Below are 19,235 nucleotides of genomic sequence, written 5' to 3'. Positions count from 1 at the left end.
CTGGCCGAGTCGATACGCACCGCGATGAGCTCGGCTTCCGGCGCCAAACTCGATGCGGCGTTGGGCGATCTCGGTTGGCAGGACATGCTGGCTGAAATCCCGGATATTGCCACTCCCTTGGTGTTTCGACTGCTCGGCGAAACCGGCGCACATGCGCCGGTGCTCAACGACGTGGTGCTGCGCGCGGCCCGACGGGCGTCGGGCGGTGTCACCCCGCTTCCGTTCGCGGGCGGCTCCTGGGTGGTGTGGAACCGCGAAGACATTCCGAGTTCGGCGATCGACAGTGAATTACCGATACATCCTGTCGCAGAAGGTGATTCAGCCGCACAAACCGGGCTGGCCGCCGGACGGCAGGCACTGGGCTGGTGGCTCGTCGGCGCTAGCCGCGCCATGCTTGCCCTGGCGCGGCAGCACGCCCTGGACCGCGTCCAATTCGGCCGTCACATCAGTTCGTTCCAAGCGATTCGGCATCGGCTGGCCGAAAGCCTGGTTGCGATCGAAGGCGCCGAGGCGACGCTGCACACGGCCGCGAACCCATCCGACGACCCGGACGGCCTCGCCTGCCTGTTGGCGAAGGCGGCCGCCGGCCAGGCGGCGCTGACCACCGCGCGGCATTGCCAGCAGGTCCTCGGCGGCATCGGCTTCACGGCCGAACACATGTTGCACCGTCACGTCAAGCGGGCGCTAATACTGGACAGCCTGCTCGGCAGTTCTCGAGAACTCACCAGCGAGGCGGGCAACGTGTTGCGCGCCAAGGGATCCGCGCCCCGGCTGGCGCAACTATAACTCAGCGATTCCCGAATCCGTTGTGACTGCGGATCAATGGCAGGTCGGCCGTGGTGGCGAAGCCGCAGGGCGCGGCGCAGACGGCGGGTACGGCGTTGAGGATCTGCATCCCGGTGGCCACGCTGGCCGACCGGACGTGTTCTTCCATGCTGGCGGCCCGGGTGAAACTGGCCAGGGCGAAAAAGTGCGTGCGCATCGACGGGTCGCCGTCGATGGTCAACGTCCAGCCGTCCTTGGGTTTCGGCCAGTGCCCGGGGTATTCGCCGCCGACCGTCCACAGCGTCTCGATCTCGATCAGTGTTTGACCGTCGCGGCGTCCGGACCAGTTCCACCGTTGCCCGGCAGTGGTTCCAGCATGGAGCACGCGGTCGAAGATCTGGTGATCGGCCTGCGCCGCTACCGCGTCCACGCTGACCGCGACCTCGTCGATGCCCGCGTTGAGCGCGTCGGCGAGGAACCAGACCTGCTCTTCGAATATGCCGCTGTTGAACGCCAGGAATTCGGTGCCGGTGCGGCTGATCGTGTCCACCGGTTGCCCAAAGGCCATGTTGTCGAACGTGATCGACGTACTTTCATAGACCGACCAGTCGGCCCGCTCCTGCAGCGTGACCTTGTCGATCGTGCGGCTCATCCCCGACAACGCCAAAGGCAATACGCCGGAAAGGTTTCCGGGGTTCAGCCCGCTGCCGTGCACGGTTGAGTCACCGGCCTGGCAAGCCCGCAGCAGCCGGTCCCGATCCGCGGGCGCGGTGCGTTGCGGGTGGAACAGGAAGGCCGTCGTGACCACGTTCTTGCCGCTGGCAAGGATGGCGCAGACGTCGTCGATGCTCGTGTTGCGCGGCGTGTACAGCACGCAGTCGGCGTCCAGGGCCAGGATCGCGGCGGGATCGGTGGATGCCGTCACGCCGATGGGTTGCCGTCCGACCAGGGTGCCGATGTCGACGCCGCTCTTGGCCTCGGAATACACCCGGGCGCCGACGATTTTCAGGTCGGGGCGGTGGTCGATGATCGCCGTCGTGATCTCGCCGCCCACCGTGCCGATGCCCCACGGAATGACCCGGATCAACGCGACACCTTCGTTCGCACGGCACGCTCCAGCTGGTTTGCGGCTAGGTTTGCACTGAGCAACCTACACCTAGGATTAGCAGGCATGAGTCATCCGGACGCCCCGAAAAACCAGATCGGCACCACTTCGCTGATCCTGGGCGTGGCCTCGCTGATGACCTGCTGGTTGATGCTCGGCGTGCCGCTGGGCGTCGCGGCGGTGGTGACCGGCGACATCGCCAGAGGCCGAGTCAACCGAGGCGAAGCGACCAATCGCCGGGTCGCGATCGCCGGCATCGTGTTAGGGGTGGTCGCGATAGCCGCCGGGCTGACAGCCCTCGGCTACTACGCCTGGGTGGACTCCAAGGATCCGGGCTGGTTCCAACGGTGCGTGGACGACCCCGCGACGAACAATTGCTGAGCGAGTCGGCGCTAGTTGCGCGGTAGGCCGAGGATCCGTGACGCGATGATGTTGCGCTGGATCTCCGAGGTTCCACCGGCGATCGTGGCCGCGAAGGTGCGCACGTAGCGGTCGAACCAGCTGCTGTAGTGGCTGTCCAGATTCAGCGGGGCAAACGGCGCGGTGACCGCGCGCATCGCAAGCCCTTCCGGCCCTTGAGAGTTCAGCTCGTCCTCGCACGCCCGCTGCATGGCCTCCGACCCGAGCAACTTGAGCACCGACTGGGCGGGCACGTCCTCTTCGCCGCGGGCGGCCTTGGCCAACGACGCCGACCCCATCAGCCGCATGGCGTAGCGATCCATCACCAGCGTGGCGTAACGGTCGCGCTGCACCGGACCGGACGGATGGGATTCCACGCACAGCGCCTGCAGCATGTCGGCGTAATCCATCCACAGCATGGCGCGTTCGTGGCCCAACGATCCGGTCGCTACCCGCCAGCCCTCGTTGACCTCGCCTACCAAGTTTTCGGCGGGCACCCGCGCGTCGGTGAAGAAGACCTCGTTGAAGTCGACGTCCTCGTGGTCGGACACCGATGCGAACGGGCGGCGCACCACCCCCGGGGTATCGGTGGGAATCAGTAAAGCGCTGATGCCCTTGTGTTTTGGCGCTTCGGGATCCGTGCGCACGAACGTCAGCAACACATCGGCGTGATGGGCGCCCGACGTCCACACCTTCTGTCCGTTGACCACGAAGTGGTCGCCTTGCGAATCCGAGGAGCGCACCGCACGCGTTTTCAGCGACGCCAGGTCCGACCCTGCGCCGGGTTCGCTCATGCCCAGCGACGCGGTGATCTCGGCGCGCAGGATCGGTATGGCCCAGCGCTGCTTTTGCTCCGGCGTGCCGAACGACAACAGCGAAGCGGCGATGATGCCCACACCCTGCGGGTTGAAGCTCTGATACATCCGCCGCCGCGACAGCTCCTCCATGTACACGTACTGCTGCAGCAGCGACGCATTGCGGCCGCCGAATTCCGGCGGATTGCCTGGCAGCAACCACCCGTTGTCGAACAGCAGCCGCTGCCAGTGGCGCGCCCACTCTGGCACGTCCGAACTCGAACCAGGTCGCTTCAGCACGTCACCCGACGCGAAGAGGTCCGACAGATGGCCGTCCAGGAACGCCACAAACTCGTCGCGAAATGCCTCGACGTCGGCATCAAAGGTCAGCTGCACAGCACTCCCGGGGATACGCCGGCCCTGGCGGATCAGGCTTTCCGCCTAGGACGTGATTGACTCTTTACGAATGGGCTTCCATACACACGTGTAAGAGAATAATATTCTCGCAGTACGAAAGTTACAATCTCCGACACTACGGCCGCGAGGGGGTCGAGCGCACCGATGGCACGGCGTTCTCCGGTAGAGTCCAATCATGTTCTCCCCTCGCGGCAATCGTCTGAGCCGGCCGTGACCAGCCCGAGCGAGGAGCCGGCCTGGAAGCAGCGGGCCGTCGAACGGTCCATCAAGACCGCGAAACTGCGCGCCGCACAACGCGTCCAGCGCTTCCTGGATGCCGCGCAGGCGATCATCATCGAAAAGGGCAGCACCGACTTCACTGTCCAAGAGGTGGTGGACCGCTCGCGCCAGTCACTGCGCAGCTTCTACCTGCAGTTCGATGGCAAGCACGAGCTGCTGCTGGCGCTCTTCGAAGACGCGTTGAGCCGGTCGGCCAACCAGATCCGTGCGGCCACGGAGAACCATTCCGATCCGCTCGAGCGGCTCAAGGTGGCCGTCGAGCTGCTGTACGAGTCGTCGCGCCCGGATCCGACGGCCAAGCGCCCGCTGTTCACTGACTTTGCCCCGCGCCTGCTGGTCACGCACCCGGCCGAGGTCAAGATTGCCCACGCCCCGCTCGTGGCGTTGCTGACCGAGCTGATGGAAGCGGCAAGTGACGCCGGGAATTTGCGGCCCGAACTCAATCCGCGCCGCCTCGCCGCCATGACGATGCAGACGGTGATGTTCATCGCGCAATCCAGCGGTGGCCCCGACGATGCGACGATTCACCCCATCGACGCCGACGAAGTCTGGGATTTCTGCTCACGCGGATTCGCGCGCTAGCGCGCCGCCCCGCTGCCCCCCCAAGCTGACCAAATAGCGCACACGATTTGCCGCAGGAGAATCGAATTCTCTAATATTCAGAATCACAAATAGCCAAAATGATTCCGCCGTTGACACCTATTGGCGGCTGATGACAGAGTTCTCCGAAGCGGCACGAAACGTCGATCTGAGCGAATGCAAGCTTTCCCCGACGTCCACCGTTCGGGGCTGGGAGACAATGCCGGCTCATCTCCGCTGAGGCGTGCCGAACAAAACAAGAAGGAATGAGGTAGCCATGGCTGGACGTGTTGAAGGCAAAGTCGCTTTCGTCACCGGTGCGGCGCGCGGTCAGGGCCGCGCACACGCGGTGCGGTTGGCCCAGGAGGGCGCCGACATCATCGCGGTCGACATCTGCAAGAAGATCGACACCGTCGATCTGATCGCCGCCTCCACACCGGAGGATCTGGCCGAGACCGCGGACCTGGTGAAGGGGCACAACCGCCGGATCTACACCGCCGAGGTCGACGTCCGTGATTACGACGCGCTCAAGGCCGCGGTGGACACCGGCGTCGAGCAGCTCGGCAAGCTCGACATCATCGTCGCCAACGCAGGCATCGGCAACGGCGGCCAGACGCTGGACAAGACCAGCGAAGCCGACTGGACCGCGATGATCGACATCAACCTCGCCGGTGTGTGGAAGACCGTGAAAGCCGGTGTGCCGCACCTGATCGCGGGCGGCAACGGCGGCTCAATCATCCTCACCAGCTCGGTCGGCGGCCTCAAGGCCTACCCGCACACCGGCCATTACGTCGCCGCCAAGCACGGTGTGGTCGGCTTGATGCGAACCTTCGCCGTCGAGCTCGGCGCGCAGAACATCCGCGTCAACTCCGTGCACCCGACCAACGTGAACACCCCGCTGTTCATGAACGAGGGCACGATGCGGCTGTTCCGCCCCGACCTGGAAAACCCGGGCCCCGAGGACATGAAGGTTGTCGGTCAGCTGATGCACACCCTGCCGATCGGCTGGGTCGAGCCCGAGGACATCGCCAACGCGGTGCTGTTCCTGGCATCCGACGAGGCGCGTTACGTCACCGGCGTCACGCTGCCCATCGACGGTGGCAGCTGCCTCAAGTAGCCGCCTAGAAGGGGCTGCTGTTGTTTTGCCACTCCGCCGATTCGGGCCGCGGCCCGAATCGGCGGGCGTAGTCCTCGTGCATCCGTGCGTTTTTGCGACGGTTGATCTCGTCGACCAAGTTCGGGTTCAGGCCGTGTTGTGCAAGTCGATGCCGGCGCCAAACCTTGTTCAGGGCAAGCGATATCAGCAACGCCCAGATATAGAGCGGCGCGGTCATCTCGGTGTGCACGTAGAGCGAGGCCGGCAGCAGCCACAGCGGGGCAAGCACCACCAGCGGCGGGATGGCCCACCGCAACATGTGCCGGCGGATGGCCCCCTCGCCGGCCAGGTCGCGCGCGACCCAGCTGCGCATCGAGTCGGGTAGGCGCTTGCCGTAGGAATAGCCGATGCGCTGCCAGAGATTGGGTTTCGCGGCGGTCATGGTGGCTCCTTGGGGTGGTGTCAGGATTGCAATGCGCCGGCCGCTTGGGCGGCCGCGTTGATACGGGTGAGAACCTGATGCAGGTTCTCGAGCTCGGCCAGCTCGACACCGAGGCGCGCCACAACGGCGGGCGGAATATCAAGTGCGCGCTCGCGCATGGTGATTCCCCGTTGGGTGAGCTTGACGTCGGTGGTGCGCTCGTCCGCAGCATTCTTGGCGCGAGTGATCAGGCCGAGGCCTTCCAGGCGCTTGAGCATCGGCGAGAGCGTGGCCGAATCGAGCTGCAGCGCCGCGGCAATCTCCTTGACCGACAACGGCAATTCGTCCGCCGCGGGCTTCTTGCGGTGATCCCAGAGCGCCAGCATCACCAGGTACTGCGGGTGGGTGAGACCGAGCGGCTCCAAGAGGGGCCGGTACACCGCCAGGACCGCACGATTCGTGGTCGCCAGGGCGAAGCACACCTGATGTTCGAGCGCGAGCGGATCGATCTCGCGCGCGGTCAGCTTGGCCATACATACATAGTGCCCTAATAGTTAGCGCGCTATCTACATGATGCCTCTCACACCGGCGCCCGCGGGGAGGGAATACGCTCTTGAATCCATGGACGGATTCGAAGGTCGCGGGGCAGTCATCACGGGCGGCGCGAGCGGCATCGGGTTGGCCACCGCCACCGAGTTCGCCCGCCGCGGCGCCCGCCTAGTCCTGGCCGACGTCGACAAGCAGGCGCTGGAGCAGGCCGTCACCAACCTGAAGGCCGACGGTTTCGAGGCACACGGCGTGGCGTGCGATGTGCGGCACCTCGAGCAGATGGTGCACCTCGCCGACGAGGCGTTCCGGCTGCTCGGCCAGGTCGACATCGTGTTCAGCAACGCCGGCATCGTCGTCGCGGGCCCGCTGGTCGACATGACGCACGAGGACTGGCGCTGGGTGATCGACATCGATTTGTGGGGCTCGATCCACGCCGTCGAGGCGTTCGTGCCGAAGTTGCTCGAGCAGGGCAAGGGCGGCCACGTCGCCTTCACCGCATCGTTCGCCGGGCTGGTGCCCAATGCCGGCCTCGGGGCCTACGGCGTTGCCAAATACGGCGTCGTCGGCCTGGCGGAGACGCTGGCCCGCGAGGTCAAGGACAAGGGCATCGGGGTCTCGGTGCTGTGCCCGATGGTCATCGAGACCAAGCTGGTGTCCAACTCCGAACGCATCCGGGGCGCGGACGACGGACTGGCGTCCACCCCCGACGTGACGAGTGCGTTCGGGCCGCTGCCGCCCACGCAGGACGAAACGGTGTCGGTCGACGCCGTGGCGCGGCTGACCGCCGACGCGATCCTGGCCAACCGTCTCTACGTGCTGCCGCACGGGGCCGCGCGGACGTCGGTGCAGCGCAGGTTCGAGCGCATCGACCGCACCTTCGACGATCAGGCCGCCGAGGGCTGGACGCACTAGGTCGCCGAATACATCGCCGGCGCTTGGCCGATGACGCCGTCGGACTCCAGGTCGGCGATTTCCGATGCCGTCAGCCCGAGCTCGGCAAGCAGCTCGTGGTTGTGCTGCCCGAGCAGCGGCGCGGGCTGCGCGTGCAGCGTCGCGGGTCCGGCGGAAAACTTCAGCGGTACGGTACTGAGCCGAGACTCCCCGCTCACCGGATGGTCGACGACTTCGAAAAAGCGGCGGAAGGCCAATTGCGCCAACTCCGTTTGGCGATGCGGCTGCATGACCTTGGCGACCGGAACACCCGCGTCCCACAGGGCCGCGACGATGTCGTCACCGGTGCGGTCCGCGCACCACGCGGCCAGGTGCTCGTCGATGAGGTCGTGATGCTCACGTCTGCCCGCCATCCCCGCTAGCGCGGGATCGGTTGCCCAAGAGGGGTTTCCGATCGACCCACACAGGCCGTGCCACTGCTCGTCGGTTTGCACCGCGATCGCGACCCAGTTGTCGGGCCGCCCGAATTCGTCGATACCGGCACAGCGGTAGAGATTCTGCGGCGCGGCCGTCGGTCCCCGGTTCCCGTCGCGCTCCAACAGTGCACCGTAGGCCGAGTACTCGATGACCTGCTCGGCGGAGATGCTCAGTGCCGCGTCAACCATCGCGGCTTCGACGAACACGCCGTCTCCGGTGCGGCGTCGGTGCTCGAGCGCCAGCAGCACCGCGTTGAGCGCATGCACACCCGCGTTGGGATCACCGATCGAATACGGGTCATACGGCGTGCGGTCGGGGTAGCCGGTGAGCCAACTGACGCCGGATGCGGATTCGATGACGTAGGCGAAGGCCGGGTTGTCCCGCCACGGCCCATCGAGGCCGAAGCCGGGCATCCGCACCATCACGATGTCGGGTCGAATCGATTGCACGGCAGCGAAATCCAGGCCAGCCTGGTCCAGCACCCGCGGCGTGAAGTTCTCCACGATCACGTCGCACGTCGCGATGAGCTCACCCACGAGCTCGCGGCCGCGCGCACTCTGCAGGTCTAGCGTCAGGCATTTCTTGTTGGTGTTCAGGGCCTCGAAGATCGGCGATTTTTCCCACCACTGGTCCTCGGTGATCGGTATGCCGGCAATCAGCCGCGTGCCGTCCGGGCGGCGGGTGGATTCGAGGTGGATAACCTCGGCGCCGAGCATGGCCAGGAAGTGGGTGCCGCAGGGGCCCGCCCAGAACGCCGTCATGTCCAGCACTCGAAGGCCGCTGAACGGCAATGGTTTTGCGGTCCCGCCCGGTTCGGGTCGTGGTGTCAGGTCCGCGTTGCGGTACTGCTCGGTGTGCTCCCCCAGCCGCGGCGCCGGCTGTGGCTCGCGCAATTGCGCGGGACGCAGCCGATACGGGTGGCTCGGCTGCTGAAAGCCGTTGCGGGGATTGCGCACGAAGGACTCGCGTTCGACGAACTGATCAAACGACGTGACGTTCGCCCCGTTGGCCACGGGTGCGTTGGGGATCCGGAATGCCGAGGCCAGTTCCCTGATTTCATCGACCGAGGTGACGGCCAGCCAGGCGAAGATCTCGTCGGCGTAGACGTTGGCCAGCTCGGTGATCGATAGCGGCGACTCCTCGTCGATCCACTCCGGGTGACCGACCATCGCGCACAAGTCGAACCACTGCTGCGCCGTGCCACACCCGACATCCACCAGACCGTCTTTGGCTTGGGCCACTCCGGGGATGGTCGGGCGCCGGGTGTCTCGCCAGGGCCGTCCAAGGAGTTCGAAGTAGGTGACGGGATAATAGGTGAGACAGAGGATCTGGGTTTCGAGCATGGACAGGTCCAGCAGTTCGCCCGCCCCGCCGTCGATTCGGCGGTATCGCGACGTCATGGTGGCCGCGCTGGCGTAGGCGCCCGCCAGGTACTCGCCGACCTGGCCGCCCACGAAGACGGGCGCCCGCTCCTGCTCGCCACGCCCGAGCCCAACGATCCCGCCCGACCACGCCTGCAGGGTGAACTCGGTGGCCGCGCGGTCCCGCCATGGACCTTCCAGACCGAATGGAGTGATCGCGGTGACGGTGAGGTGTGGGTGACGAGCATGAATGGCTTGCGGCGTAAAGCCTTGGTGTTCAGTGACTTTCGATCCATCGGACCAGATCACCGCGTCCGCGGAGGCGAGTAGCCGGTTCACCAGGTCGGTGTCCTCGTTGCTGTCGGGATCGGTGACGACACTGTGCTTGGCGCCGGCCAGGAAGCTGAACAGGGCGCCATCACCGTCGGCCGGGATCGCACTCGAGGCCGACCATCGGCGCAGCGGATCACCTTCTGGTGACTCAACTTTGACGACGTCCGCGCCGCCATCGGCGAGCAACTTCGTGCAGTAGGCGCCCGCTATACCGGTGGACAGATCGATCACCGTATAGCCGGTCAACGGCGGGTCGACGGGCGCCACTATTTCTTTCTCTTCGCTTTGGTTTCCTTGCCGGCGCACGCCTTCTTGCGCGCTTTCTTGCTCAGCGCCCAATCGGTGGGGAACTTGCCGTCGTTGTCCTTGACCGCATCGCCCAGCCCGCGTTCCATGGCGTCATCGAGCATTAACTCGTCGCCGCCGTCCGGGCGCACCTGGGAGCCCATCGACTCGAAGACGGCGCTGAGCATGCTGCCCAGGTATTCACCCTGGAACTGCTTCATGATCTCGAAGAAGACCTTCTGCATGAACACCGTGTCAGTGGGGCGGTTACGCGCGCAGGCCAACGCGTACTTGTCCACCTCGGCCTCCAGCTCATCCCTGGGGACCACGCTGTTCAGGAAGTTGCAGTCGTACATCTCGGCGGCGGTGAAAGCCCTTCCGGTGAAAACCATTTCCTGGAACTTGCGGATGCCCATCGTCTGGGCCCACCACCACATGCGCGGGCCCCAGCCGTAGTAGCGAAACGACGGATGACCGAACAGCGCGTCGTCGCTGGCGATCACCAGGTCGGCGTCGGCGGCCTGGTAGAAGTGCCAGCCGTAGCAGTACCCCTTGGCCTCGAGGATGCTGATCTTCTTGAAGTCCTGCAGGCCGCGGATGCCGGAATTCGGATTGGCATACCACTGGCCCAGGGTCGCGCCGTTCCGAAAGGAGCCTTGCGGCGGATACCTGACTTCGTCTGCGCCGATTCGATATTCGGCGAGCCGCGGACCCTGATCAGCTGCGTCCCGGATCCGCATCACCTCGGAAAGGTCGGCGCCCGAACCGAGATCGTCACCGGCCCCACGGACCACCAGCACCTTGACGTCGTCGTCGACGTTGGCTCGGTGCAAGAGATCCGCATACCGCACCCGCGCCGCGATCGTCGGGGCATTCAGGTAGTCGGGCCGGTCGAACGTGATGGTCGCGATGCGGGTCTTGGCATCCTTGCTATAGCGGATGATCTCCTCCGCCGGCGGCTCAGACTTCTCAGCCATCGCTACGGGTGCCAGAAGGGGCTGGAGGTCAGCACTTCGGGACCATCCGCGGTAATCAGCACCGCCTCTCGCCCGAATACCGCCCCGACGCCCTGTTCCCAGACGTAGCCCGTCACCGCGAGCACCATGCCCGGCTCCAAACGCTCCGCGGCCGCGGTCACGGGCAGGTGCTTCGACACGACGGGCGGGTCGAATCCCATGCCCAAACCGCGGGCCACCGGCATCGGCGGCGCCGGCTCACCCGCCGCCTCGTAGGCGGCCAGCAATTCCGTGGCCCCGAAACCGGGCTGGCACGAAGAGATCAGCTTGGCCCACAAGGCTTCCCAGCGCTTGTGCAGCGCCGCGGCGCCGTCCGGCGTGCGCCTGGTGTCCGCCGGCCAGGTTCGTCCAACCTCGCCGACGTAACCACCGGCCAGCACGCCGGCGGAGAAGGCCACCAGATCGCCGTCCTGGATCCGGCCATCACCGTTGGCCCGGCGCCACGGATGCTCGCGCGAAGTCACCCACGCGACATCCTGATTTGACGGGGTGCTCACGCCGCCTGCCGCCGCGGATTCCAGCAACGCGCCGGCAAGTGTCTGTTCGCTCACCCCTGGCCGTAGCTCGGATATCGCTGCGGCCAAAGAGGATTCGGCTACCGCGATGGATGAGCGCAGGGCGGCTATCTCCTCGGCCGTCTTGATCCGGCGGGCGTCCCGCACTGCCAACTCTCCGTCAACCAGCTGCGCGTTGGGAAACGCGGTGGGCAGGAGCTGAGCGAAAACCGGTGAGAGCGCATCGGTTCCGACCCGGCGGGCGGTGGCCGCGCCCTCGATGCGCGCCAGCGCCGACATGGTATTCATCGGATTCCACGAGATGCCGTAGAGGTTCTCGTGCGGGATGTCCTCGGGAATCCCCTCGTCCCACGTGCTGAGCAGGTGAATGGCGCCGGTCTCACGCACCAGCACACAGCTAGGCCCGAACGGCCGGGTGCCGGCGACCCACAGTTGCTGGGCCCCGGTGACATAACGAACATTGGCCTGGCGACCGAGTACCAGCACATCGAGATCGTGTGCGGCCATCTGGTCCAGGGCCCGCTGACGACGCCCTGAGCGCAGCGTGCGCTCGTCGGGCAGGACTTCAGTTGCCATAGGGGTCGTACGGGTAGTTGGACAAGCGGAGCCAGCCTTCCTCGGTGATCACCAGGACCTCTTCGCTGCGGTAGCCGCCGGTGCCGTCTTCCCACACCACCGGCTCCAGGACCAGCACCATCCCGGGTTGCAAGACAAAGTTTTCGTCGAACTCCTGCCCGAGATCGGTTCCGATCATGGGCATTTCGGCCGCGTTGACACCGATCCCGTGCCCCAGGTAGAAGTGCGGCAGCCACGGCTTGGTGCCACCGTTGGCATTGATCGCGGCCCGCCCCAGATCCGCCGCGGTGGCGCCGGCCTTGGCAACACCCAACACCGCAGACATGATCTCGAACCACTTGTCGAACTGCGCCTGCTGGCGCGGTGACGGGTCCCGGCCGACGATCCAGGTGCGGCCGAAGTCCGAGCAGTAACCCTGGTAGGTGATGCTGACGTCGCTCCACAGCACGTCGCCCTCGGCCAGCTCGCGCTCGGTGCTCAGCAACGGCAGCGCCAGGTCGCCGTGCGTGGTCCACACACCCTCGGCCTTGCTCGGCGGCATCACCTGCCAGATCGGCTCCAGCATGCTGGCCGACGCTCCCAATTCGAAGGCCCGGCGTAAAAAGCTTGCCGACAAGTCGATTTGGCGAACGCCGGGGGCCAGTCGCTTGTGTACCTCGACCATGGCTTCGTCGGTGATCTGGATCGCGGTCCGCACGCAGGACAGTTCGTCCGGCGTTTTGACCAACTTGGCGGCGCTGACAACGGCCGCGGCGTCGACCGGCGGACCGCCGGGGAACAGTTGCTTCGCGGCACGAGACATCGCGCCGGTGATTTCGTCGACCGCGATCACCGAACCGGGCGGAATCAGGTCGGCAATCGTGCGCGCGAAATTGGCTACGCCCTCCTCGAATTCGAGGTAGACGGGCCCGTGCAAGTGATCGGCGGGCAAGTCGGACTCCTGCGATGCTCCCTCGCGGAACGGCAAAAACAGGTGCGGCCACTCGTCGTTGGCCAGCACCACGGCCACCGGCCGTTCCACGTAGGACAGGCCGGCGTCGCCGAGCGGCCAGCTGGCGCCGGTCGCATAGGTTACCGCGTTGTTGCCCAACAGGATCAGCGCGTCGACTCCGCGCTCGGCCATCGCCGAGCGCAGCCGGGCGCCGGTCTCCCGGCGCAGCCGGGCCAGGTCGGGCGTTTCGGGGATCACCAGTCCGCTGCCGGTGCTGGTGCCCAGGTCTGCGAGCGTCTTCACTACAGGCCCAGGAACTTCGTCACATTGTCGCTGACGATCTTCTTCGCGTTCGCCGGACCGACGGCGTCGACCACGGCCTTCAGCGATTTCTCCGAGTAACCGTAAGTGCTTTCGTTGTGCGGATAGTCGCTGGACCACATCACCTTGTCCACCCCGATCTGGTCGATCAGTTGTAGGCCCAGCGGGTCGACCATGAACGACGCGCTCATGTGGGTGTCCCAGTAGTAGCGCACGTCGTGCTCCAGCGGCCGGTTCAACATGTGCTGGTAGGACCCCATCAGATGTTCGGCGTCCTGCAGGGCCCACGGCACCCAGGCGATGCCGCCCTCGAACCAGCCGATGCGCAGCCCGGGGTGATCGTCGAGGATGCCGGTGAAAAGGTACTTGGCGAACTGCTCGCGGAAGCCGTCGATGTTGATCATCATGCCGACCACCACGCTGTTGAACTGACACGGGGTTTTCGGCGGGGTCTCGCCGATGTGGTGCGTGATCGGAAGCCCGGCGGCTTCGATCTCGTCCCAGACCGGCCGCATCGCGTCGCAGCCGTAGTCGATGATGTTGCCGTCGTCGTCCTTGCCCGGGTTCAGCGGCAACAGGAAGGTCTTGAGCCCCAACGATTTCAGCTCTTCCAGTGTCTTCCTAGCGCCCTGCGGGTCCCACCAGTTGATCAGACCGGCACCGTAGAAGTGCCCGTTCGAGCGCTCCTGCAGTTCGGCGATGTACTCGTTGTAGATGCGGAATGCCAGCTCGCGAAGTTGCTTGTCCGGGTAGTGGAACAGCGCCAGGATCGCGTTGGGGAACGCCAGTTCCTTCTCGACGCCGTCGTCGTGCAGCTCCTGGATGCGGGCCTCGATGTTGGTGCTCGCCGCCCCGGGCAGGTCGTCGTATTGCATCAGCACCGCGCTGAAGTCACCGGGCAGGAACGACTGACCCTTGCGCCCGACCTGGTAGGCGCCGTCCTCGTACCAGATCCGGGGTGCCTTGTCCTTCAACTCATCCGGGAAGCGGTCGAAGAAGATGTCGTCGGCCAGCGAGATGTGGTTGTCCGCGGAGAACACCACGGTGCCCGCGGGCAGGCCCACGTCGCTGTCCGCGGCGTGGCCGCGCCGATCCTTCGGTGCGCCATAGCCACCGGGCGGGTAGAGCGAGGCGGTAGTCGTCGTTGACATTATTGACCCTCCATTCGGATCGGGATATGAGGACTAATCTCGGGCTGCTCAATCGATTTCGGTTACCAGGTCACCGGCAATTCGTAGACGCCGTAGGCGAGCCGGTCGTGCTTGAACGGGACCTCCTCGACCGGTACGGCCAGCGCCATGGTCGGGATGCGGCGGACTAACGTCTGGAAGACGATCTGCAGCTCCGCCCGGGCGAGCTGCTGACCCACACACTGGTGCCGGCCGTAGCCGAAGGCGACGTTGCGGTCGGCCCCCGAGCGGTGCACATACAGCCGATCCGGCTCGGTGAAGGCGTCGGCATCCCAGTTCGCCGGCGCCAGATCGATGATGATGCCCTCGTTCGCGCGGATGGTCTCCCCCGCGATGTGGATGTCCTCCAAAGCGACTCGGCGCTGGCCGTTTTGGATGATGCTGAGGTAGCGCAGCATCTCTTCGACCGCGTTGGCGAGAATCTTGGGATCTTCGGCGTCGCGGATGACGGCCGCCTGGTCGGGGTTCAGCAGCAGCGCGAGGACACCGAGCCCGATCATGTTCGCGGTGGTCTCGTGTCCGGCGATCAGCAACCCGGTGCCCAGCTGTGCGGCTTCCTTCACGCTGAGCTCGCCGGCCTTGACGCGCTCGGCAAGGTCGGAAACCGCGTCCTCCGCAGGGTTTTCCATCTTGGCCTCGACGAGCTGAGCCAGGTATTTGTGCAGGCTCATCGCGCCCTTCATGGTGTCCTCGGCGGCGGCGTAGCGCGCGAGGCCCACATTGGCGTGGTGCTGGAACATCTCGGCGTCCTCGTAGGGCACGCCGAGCAGTTGGCTGATCACCAGGGACGGCACCGGCAGCGCGATCGAGGAGACGATATCGGCCGGCTGCGGCCCGGCCAGCATCGTGTCGATGTGGTCGTCGGTGAGGTGCTGGATCGTGGGCCGCAGGTTCTCCACCCGACGGAAGGTGAACGGCTTGGACAGCATCCGCCGGAACCGGGTGTGCTCCTCGCCGTCGGCGGTGAACACCGACCGCGGCCGCTTGTGGACGGTGGACAGCATGCCTTCGTTCCAGTGCGGGAACCCGGCAACGCGGTCGTCGACGCTGACCCGGGAATCCGAAAAGAGTTCGCGCACCTGCTCATAGCCGGTGATGAGCCACGGCATGCTGCCGTCCCAGATCCGAACCCGGGACAGCGGTTTGCTGTCGGCGAGCGCCATGACGTCCGGGGGCGGGGCGAACGGGCAGCGAGCGTCCCTGGCCATCGGATATTCCGGGATCTCTGCCTCGGTTGTGGTGTCCGTCAATGCTTCCGACATGTCATTCCTCGATGTGGATTGCCTGGGCTGGGCACGCGGCGACGGCCTGGCGGGCGCCTTCGCTCTGTTCGGGCGACGGGTGGTCGTTGAGCAGGACGACGACGCCGTCGTCGTCTCGCTGGTCGAACAGTTCGGACGCGTGCATGACGCAGTTGCCCGACGATGCGCAAATATTCTGGTCGACAGTCACTTTCATGGGCTTACTCTTCACTCGTGCGGCGTGACGGGTGCCAGCCATAGGCCCACGATCGCATCGATGAGGCCGAAAGCAGCAGTCCGCCAGGATGATTGGGCCGTTTGCGTGCCCGCGGCGAGCGCGCGTTCGCGATCGGCGCAGGTGTGCATCAACAAATTGCGGGCCATGATGTTGCGCTCGAAGTGGACATTGGCCGGCAGGTTGGGCAGGCAGCGGTTGAAGCCGTCGACGACCTGAACCAGTGACGGCGAACTCAGCGCGCCCTTGACGACGATGTTGTAGTAGGCCGGGTCGGTCATGGCCTGCGCGGCGAAGCGCGCGTACCAGGTCGGGTTGCCGAGGTCGGCCAGGTGGTCGGTGAGCGGGCGGACCAGGCAGGCCACCCAGTCGCGCAGTTCGGCGTCGCCGCCCGACTCGAGCAGCTCGGCGACCATCTGCTCGCGCAGCTGCTCGACGGGTCCACGGTGCTTTTCCTCGATGGCGCGCACCAGGTCGGCCTTCGTGCCGAAGTGGTACCCGACCGCGGCGTTGTTGCCCTGCCCGGCGGCCTCGCTGACCTGCCTGTTGGACACCGCGAACATGCCGTGCTCGGCGTACAGCCGCTCGGCGGCGACCAGTATCGCCTCCTGTGTGGAGCTGGCCCGCTCGGTGCGAACAGCCCTGCCTGCCGCGGTCATTGCCCTAGTCAACCTCGTCCGATCCCTTTAAGTCAAGCGCTTGATTTAAATTGCTCACGTGTTCCACGCCGAGCGTGACGCTGCGGTCACGCTGGGCGCCGAACGTGACGGCAGCGTCACGCTCGGCGGACGCGCTAACCCTCGCTCCTCCGGGGCCGGACCACCTTGCCGGTCGAGGTCCCGCCGTCCACCGGGAGCACGGTCCCCGTGACATACGGCGAGCGGTCCCCCGCGAAGTACAGCGCCGCCTGTGCGACGTCGTCGGGCGTGCCCTCGCGCTTCAGCGGACGGTCGTCGCGCATCCCCTGACGGATCTTCGCCTCGAACTCCTTGAGCTGCTCCGGGCCCATTCCGGCGGCCGACTTGCCCAGGATCGGCGTGGGTATGCTGCCCGGCGCGATGGCGTTGACCCGAATCTCGTAGCGCGCCAGCTCAATTGCCGCGGATTTGGTGAACTGGATGACCGCGGCCTTGGATGCGCGGTAGATCATCACCCCGCCGCCGGCCTGAATGCCACCGATCGAGGTGAGGTTGATGATCGACCCACCACCGTTTTCGGCCATGTGCCGGGCGGCATCTCGGGTCCCGGCCATCACGCCCAGGACATTGACGCCCATGATCCGGTGGAAATCGGAGAGGTCATCGTCGAGCAGGCGGCGCAGCGGGCTGGAGACCGCGGCGTTGTTCACCATGACGTGCAAACCACCGAATTTCTCGACGGTGGTGGCCACCAGAGCCCCGATCTGTTCGGGATCGGAGACGTCGGTCCGCGAAAATAGGGCGACGTCTCCCAGCCCGGCGGCCAACTCCTGCCCCTTGTCGGCCTCGACGTCGGCGATGACGACCCGGGATCCCTCGGCCACAAACCGTTCCACGATGCCGCGCCCGATGCCGGAGGCTCCGCCGGTGACGATGGCGACCTTGCCCTTCAGTTCGTTGACCACCCGACGAGTTAATCCGTGCGCCAGGTATTAAGTCAAGCAGTTGATTTAAGTGAATCGCCACAGCAAACCCCGGCTGATGGACAGCGGCTGGCTATTGTTTGGCCATGAGCGAGGCGGTCTCGACCTTCGGATTGCGGCGCCAATGAATCCCGACAACTTCTGCACCTCCGACCAATGGAGCATGATCACGTCGGCGCCGTCGACGTCGCAGCTCGCCGGTGTGCTCGGCGGCTTCCTGATCACGGCGATCGCCCTGCTGTTCGACCGTGGCAGCCGGGAGGGCGTGCACACGCTGGCGCTGTTCTCGTCGGCGGTGCTGATCCTGATGCTCGACAGCTTCCTGTTCAGCCTCATCAGCGGAACCCAGCCGCCCGACAACGCTGACCGCCAGGGCATCTGCGCGATCGCCTGGACGCAGGGTGATCTGGCGACCGGCATGCTCGCGGCGGGCACCACGGGGCTGTTCGGCGGGCTGGGCTGGATGCTCGCGAGTCACGCCGTGAACAAGGTCCCCTCCGAGGACCCCGCGGACATCCGCGCCTACTGCTTCCTCGCCGACCTCGGCGGGTGGCTGACATTCGGCTCCGCGATGGCGACGACGTTGATCATGAGCGAGACGAGCATCGACTATTTGCATTTCGTGCTCGGCCACCGACCGGCGCTCTGGCTGACGGGGGCGATCGTCGGATTCAGCGCGGCGGTCATCCTGCTCGATTTCGCGTTGGTCTACATCCGCACGAAGACCCTCAACCGCTCGCTGGCGAACACCGCCGAGCCGACGCGGTTGGCGCTGCGGTCGATCAAGGTGGCCACTGTGGGGACGCTGTTTCTCGCGGTCGCCGCGTCATGGCTCGCCGTCAGCCTGGCGCGCTTCCCGATCGGCTGGCTGACCACCCCCAACCGCGGATTCGTCGGATTCGTCTTCGTGCTGGCACTTCTCGTGCCGACGATCGTCTCGACCGCGATCTGCTACTCGGTCGCCAGCACCGACGACGGTCCGGCCCGGCGCTTCGCCAGGCGCCCGTAGGGGTTCCAAACGGCCGTCCCACCGACCATGCTTGTGCCAGCAAACCATCGAGAAAACGAAAGAGGCGTGGTTATGAAGGTCTTGGTCATCGGCGGCAGCGGGCTGATCGGGAAGCAGGTCGTCGCGATCCTCACCGAGCAGGGACACGAGGCCGTGCCGGCCTCGCCGAGCACCGGCGTCAACGCCATCACCGGCGAGGGTCTCGCCGACGCCGTCGCGGGTGTGCACGCGGTGGTGGACGTCGCCAACTCGCCGTCCTGGGCCGACGACGACGTGCTGGAGTTTTTCACCACTTCCACCCGCAACCTTCTCGAAGCGGAGCGGGCCGCGGGCGTGGCGCATCACGTCGCGCTCTCGATCGTCGGGTGCGACCGGCTGCCCGACAGCGGCTACATGCGGTCCAAGGTCGCCCAGGAGAAGATCATCGTGGAATCGGGTGCTCCGCATTCGATCGTGCGAGCGACGCAATTCTTCGAATTCGTTGGCGGCATTGCCGATTCGCTGGCCGACGGCGACACGATTCGCGCGCCGCACGGGGCGTTCCAGCCCATCGCTTCGGTTGACGTCGCGACGGCCGTCGCCCGCGCGGCGAGCGGCGATCCGGCCGGTCTGACCAACATCGCCGGCCCCGAAAAGCAAGGCATGGACGACTTCATCCGGACCTGGTTCGCCGCGACCGGCGATGCGCGCGAAGTGGTCACCGACCCGGCAGCCCGCTACTACGGTGCGGTGATCGACGAGGGCAGCATCGTCCCCATCGACGGCGAAGAAGTGACGGTCTACCCCACCAAGTTCAAGGATTGGGCGGCTTCGCAGTAACGGTGCCGCG

Annotated in this window: 20 protein-coding genes; 7 read left to right on the top strand and 13 right to left on the bottom strand. The window is 65.9% G+C overall.

All coding sequences use genetic code 11. The features are described 5' to 3' along the window. Positions 1 to 24 precede the first annotated feature (24 nt). Complete coding sequence (locus MRAB57_RS12055) at positions 25 to 786, top strand: acyl-CoA dehydrogenase family protein (protein ID WP_083743608.1); 762 nt, start codon at positions 25 to 27, stop codon at positions 784 to 786. A gap of 1 nt (position 787) precedes the next feature. Here the strand turns inward: MRAB57_RS12055 and MRAB57_RS12050 are convergent, their stop codons facing one another. Next, positions 788 to 1,852, bottom strand: a complete 1,065-nt coding sequence (locus tag MRAB57_RS12050) for an NAD(P)H-dependent amine dehydrogenase family protein (protein WP_077087753.1) — start codon at positions 1,850 to 1,852, stop codon at positions 788 to 790. An 84-nt stretch (positions 1,853 to 1,936) separates the two neighbouring features. Here MRAB57_RS12050 and MRAB57_RS12045 point away from each other — a divergent pair, with 84 nt between their 5' ends. Further along, positions 1,937 to 2,251, top strand: coding sequence for a DUF4190 domain-containing protein (locus MRAB57_RS12045; protein ID WP_077087752.1), 315 nt, complete (start codon positions 1,937 to 1,939; stop codon positions 2,249 to 2,251). 11 nt (positions 2,252 to 2,262) lie between these two features. Here the strand turns inward: MRAB57_RS12045 and MRAB57_RS12040 are convergent, their stop codons facing one another. After that, a complete protein-coding gene (locus tag MRAB57_RS12040) occupies positions 2,263 to 3,459 on the bottom strand; it encodes an acyl-CoA dehydrogenase family protein (RefSeq protein ID WP_077087751.1) in 1,197 nt (398 codons plus the stop codon). A 231-nt stretch (positions 3,460 to 3,690) separates the two neighbouring features. Between MRAB57_RS12040 and MRAB57_RS12035 the strand changes: the two genes are divergently transcribed. Together MRAB57_RS12035 and MRAB57_RS12030 are read left to right on the top strand one after the other, a co-directional pair. Continuing rightward, complete coding sequence (locus MRAB57_RS12035; protein WP_077087750.1) at positions 3,691 to 4,341, top strand: TetR/AcrR family transcriptional regulator; 651 nt, start codon at positions 3,691 to 3,693, stop codon at positions 4,339 to 4,341. A 274-nt stretch (positions 4,342 to 4,615) separates the two neighbouring features. Continuing rightward, positions 4,616 to 5,455 (top strand): mycofactocin-coupled SDR family oxidoreductase, encoded by an 840-nt coding sequence (locus tag MRAB57_RS12030; RefSeq protein ID WP_077087749.1) that lies wholly within the window; start codon positions 4,616 to 4,618, stop codon positions 5,453 to 5,455. A gap of 4 nt (positions 5,456 to 5,459) precedes the next feature. Here MRAB57_RS12030 and MRAB57_RS12025 read toward each other — a convergent pair whose 3' ends face one another. Next, positions 5,460 to 5,876, bottom strand: coding sequence for a DUF5313 domain-containing protein (locus tag MRAB57_RS12025; RefSeq protein ID WP_077087748.1), 417 nt, complete (start codon positions 5,874 to 5,876; stop codon positions 5,460 to 5,462). A 20-nt stretch (positions 5,877 to 5,896) separates the two neighbouring features. Further along, complete coding sequence (locus MRAB57_RS12020) at positions 5,897 to 6,388, bottom strand: MarR family winged helix-turn-helix transcriptional regulator (RefSeq protein WP_077087747.1); 492 nt, start codon at positions 6,386 to 6,388, stop codon at positions 5,897 to 5,899. Positions 6,389 to 6,476: 88 nt separating this feature from the next. On the opposite strand from MRAB57_RS12020, the gene MRAB57_RS12015 reads away from it, so the two are divergent. Further along, positions 6,477 to 7,316 (top strand): SDR family NAD(P)-dependent oxidoreductase, encoded by an 840-nt coding sequence (locus tag MRAB57_RS12015; protein ID WP_077087746.1) that lies wholly within the window; start codon positions 6,477 to 6,479, stop codon positions 7,314 to 7,316. Here the strand turns inward: MRAB57_RS12015 and MRAB57_RS12010 are convergent. From MRAB57_RS12010 to MRAB57_RS11970, 9 genes are all read right to left on the bottom strand, one after another. Beyond that, complete coding sequence (locus MRAB57_RS12010; RefSeq protein WP_077087745.1) at positions 7,313 to 9,733, bottom strand: CaiB/BaiF CoA transferase family protein; 2,421 nt, start codon at positions 9,731 to 9,733, stop codon at positions 7,313 to 7,315. The genes MRAB57_RS12015 and MRAB57_RS12010 overlap by 4 nt on opposite strands. Next, positions 9,733 to 10,728, bottom strand: coding sequence for an enoyl-CoA hydratase/isomerase family protein (locus tag MRAB57_RS12005; protein WP_077087744.1), 996 nt, complete (start codon positions 10,726 to 10,728; stop codon positions 9,733 to 9,735). The genes MRAB57_RS12010 and MRAB57_RS12005 overlap by 1 nt, the downstream gene beginning before the upstream one ends. A gap of 2 nt (positions 10,729 to 10,730) precedes the next feature. Then, entirely contained in the window at positions 10,731 to 11,858 is a 1,128-nt protein-coding gene (locus MRAB57_RS12000) for a M24 family metallopeptidase (RefSeq protein WP_077087743.1), read from the bottom strand. Further along, entirely contained in the window at positions 11,848 to 13,092 is a 1,245-nt protein-coding gene (locus tag MRAB57_RS11995) for a M24 family metallopeptidase (RefSeq protein WP_077087742.1), read from the bottom strand. Before MRAB57_RS11995 ends, MRAB57_RS12000 begins: the two co-directional genes overlap by 11 nt. Next, positions 13,092 to 14,153: an amidohydrolase family protein gene (locus tag MRAB57_RS11990; RefSeq protein WP_173814019.1), complete on the bottom strand. Its 1,062-nt coding sequence runs from the start codon at positions 14,151 to 14,153 to the stop codon at positions 13,092 to 13,094. The genes MRAB57_RS11995 and MRAB57_RS11990 overlap by 1 nt, the downstream gene beginning before the upstream one ends. 170 nt (positions 14,154 to 14,323) lie before the next feature. Further along, positions 14,324 to 15,562 carry a cytochrome P450 gene (locus tag MRAB57_RS11985; protein ID WP_077087740.1) on the bottom strand — a complete coding sequence of 413 codons (1,239 nt, stop codon included), beginning with the start codon at positions 15,560 to 15,562 and terminating at the stop codon, positions 14,324 to 14,326. A gap of 1 nt (position 15,563) precedes the next feature. Continuing rightward, on the bottom strand, positions 15,564 to 15,758 hold the full coding sequence (locus MRAB57_RS11980) for a ferredoxin (RefSeq protein ID WP_077087739.1): 195 nt from the start codon (positions 15,756 to 15,758) through the stop codon (positions 15,564 to 15,566). Between the two features lie 11 nt (positions 15,759 to 15,769). Continuing rightward, complete coding sequence (locus MRAB57_RS11975) at positions 15,770 to 16,435, bottom strand: TetR/AcrR family transcriptional regulator (RefSeq protein ID WP_077087738.1); 666 nt, start codon at positions 16,433 to 16,435, stop codon at positions 15,770 to 15,772. A 134-nt stretch (positions 16,436 to 16,569) separates the two neighbouring features. Next, a complete protein-coding gene (locus tag MRAB57_RS11970) occupies positions 16,570 to 17,379 on the bottom strand; it encodes an SDR family NAD(P)-dependent oxidoreductase (protein WP_077087737.1) in 810 nt (269 codons plus the stop codon). A 142-nt stretch (positions 17,380 to 17,521) separates the two neighbouring features. Between MRAB57_RS11970 and MRAB57_RS11965 the strand changes: the two genes are divergently transcribed. Both MRAB57_RS11965 and MRAB57_RS11960 read left to right on the top strand, forming a co-directional pair. Next, positions 17,522 to 18,406, top strand: coding sequence for a hypothetical protein (locus tag MRAB57_RS11965; RefSeq protein ID WP_077087736.1), 885 nt, complete (start codon positions 17,522 to 17,524; stop codon positions 18,404 to 18,406). 72 nt (positions 18,407 to 18,478) lie between these two features. Further along, positions 18,479 to 19,225, top strand: a complete 747-nt coding sequence (locus tag MRAB57_RS11960) for an SDR family oxidoreductase (protein WP_077087735.1) — start codon at positions 18,479 to 18,481, stop codon at positions 19,223 to 19,225. Positions 19,226 to 19,235 lie beyond the last annotated feature (10 nt).

The organism is Mycobacterium rhizamassiliense (genome assembly GCF_900157375.1).
GTDB classification, from domain to species: domain Bacteria; phylum Actinomycetota; class Actinomycetes; order Mycobacteriales; family Mycobacteriaceae; genus Mycobacterium; species Mycobacterium rhizamassiliense.
Note: the sequence above shows the minus strand (reverse complement) of the source record. Positions and strands in the feature narration are given on the sequence as shown.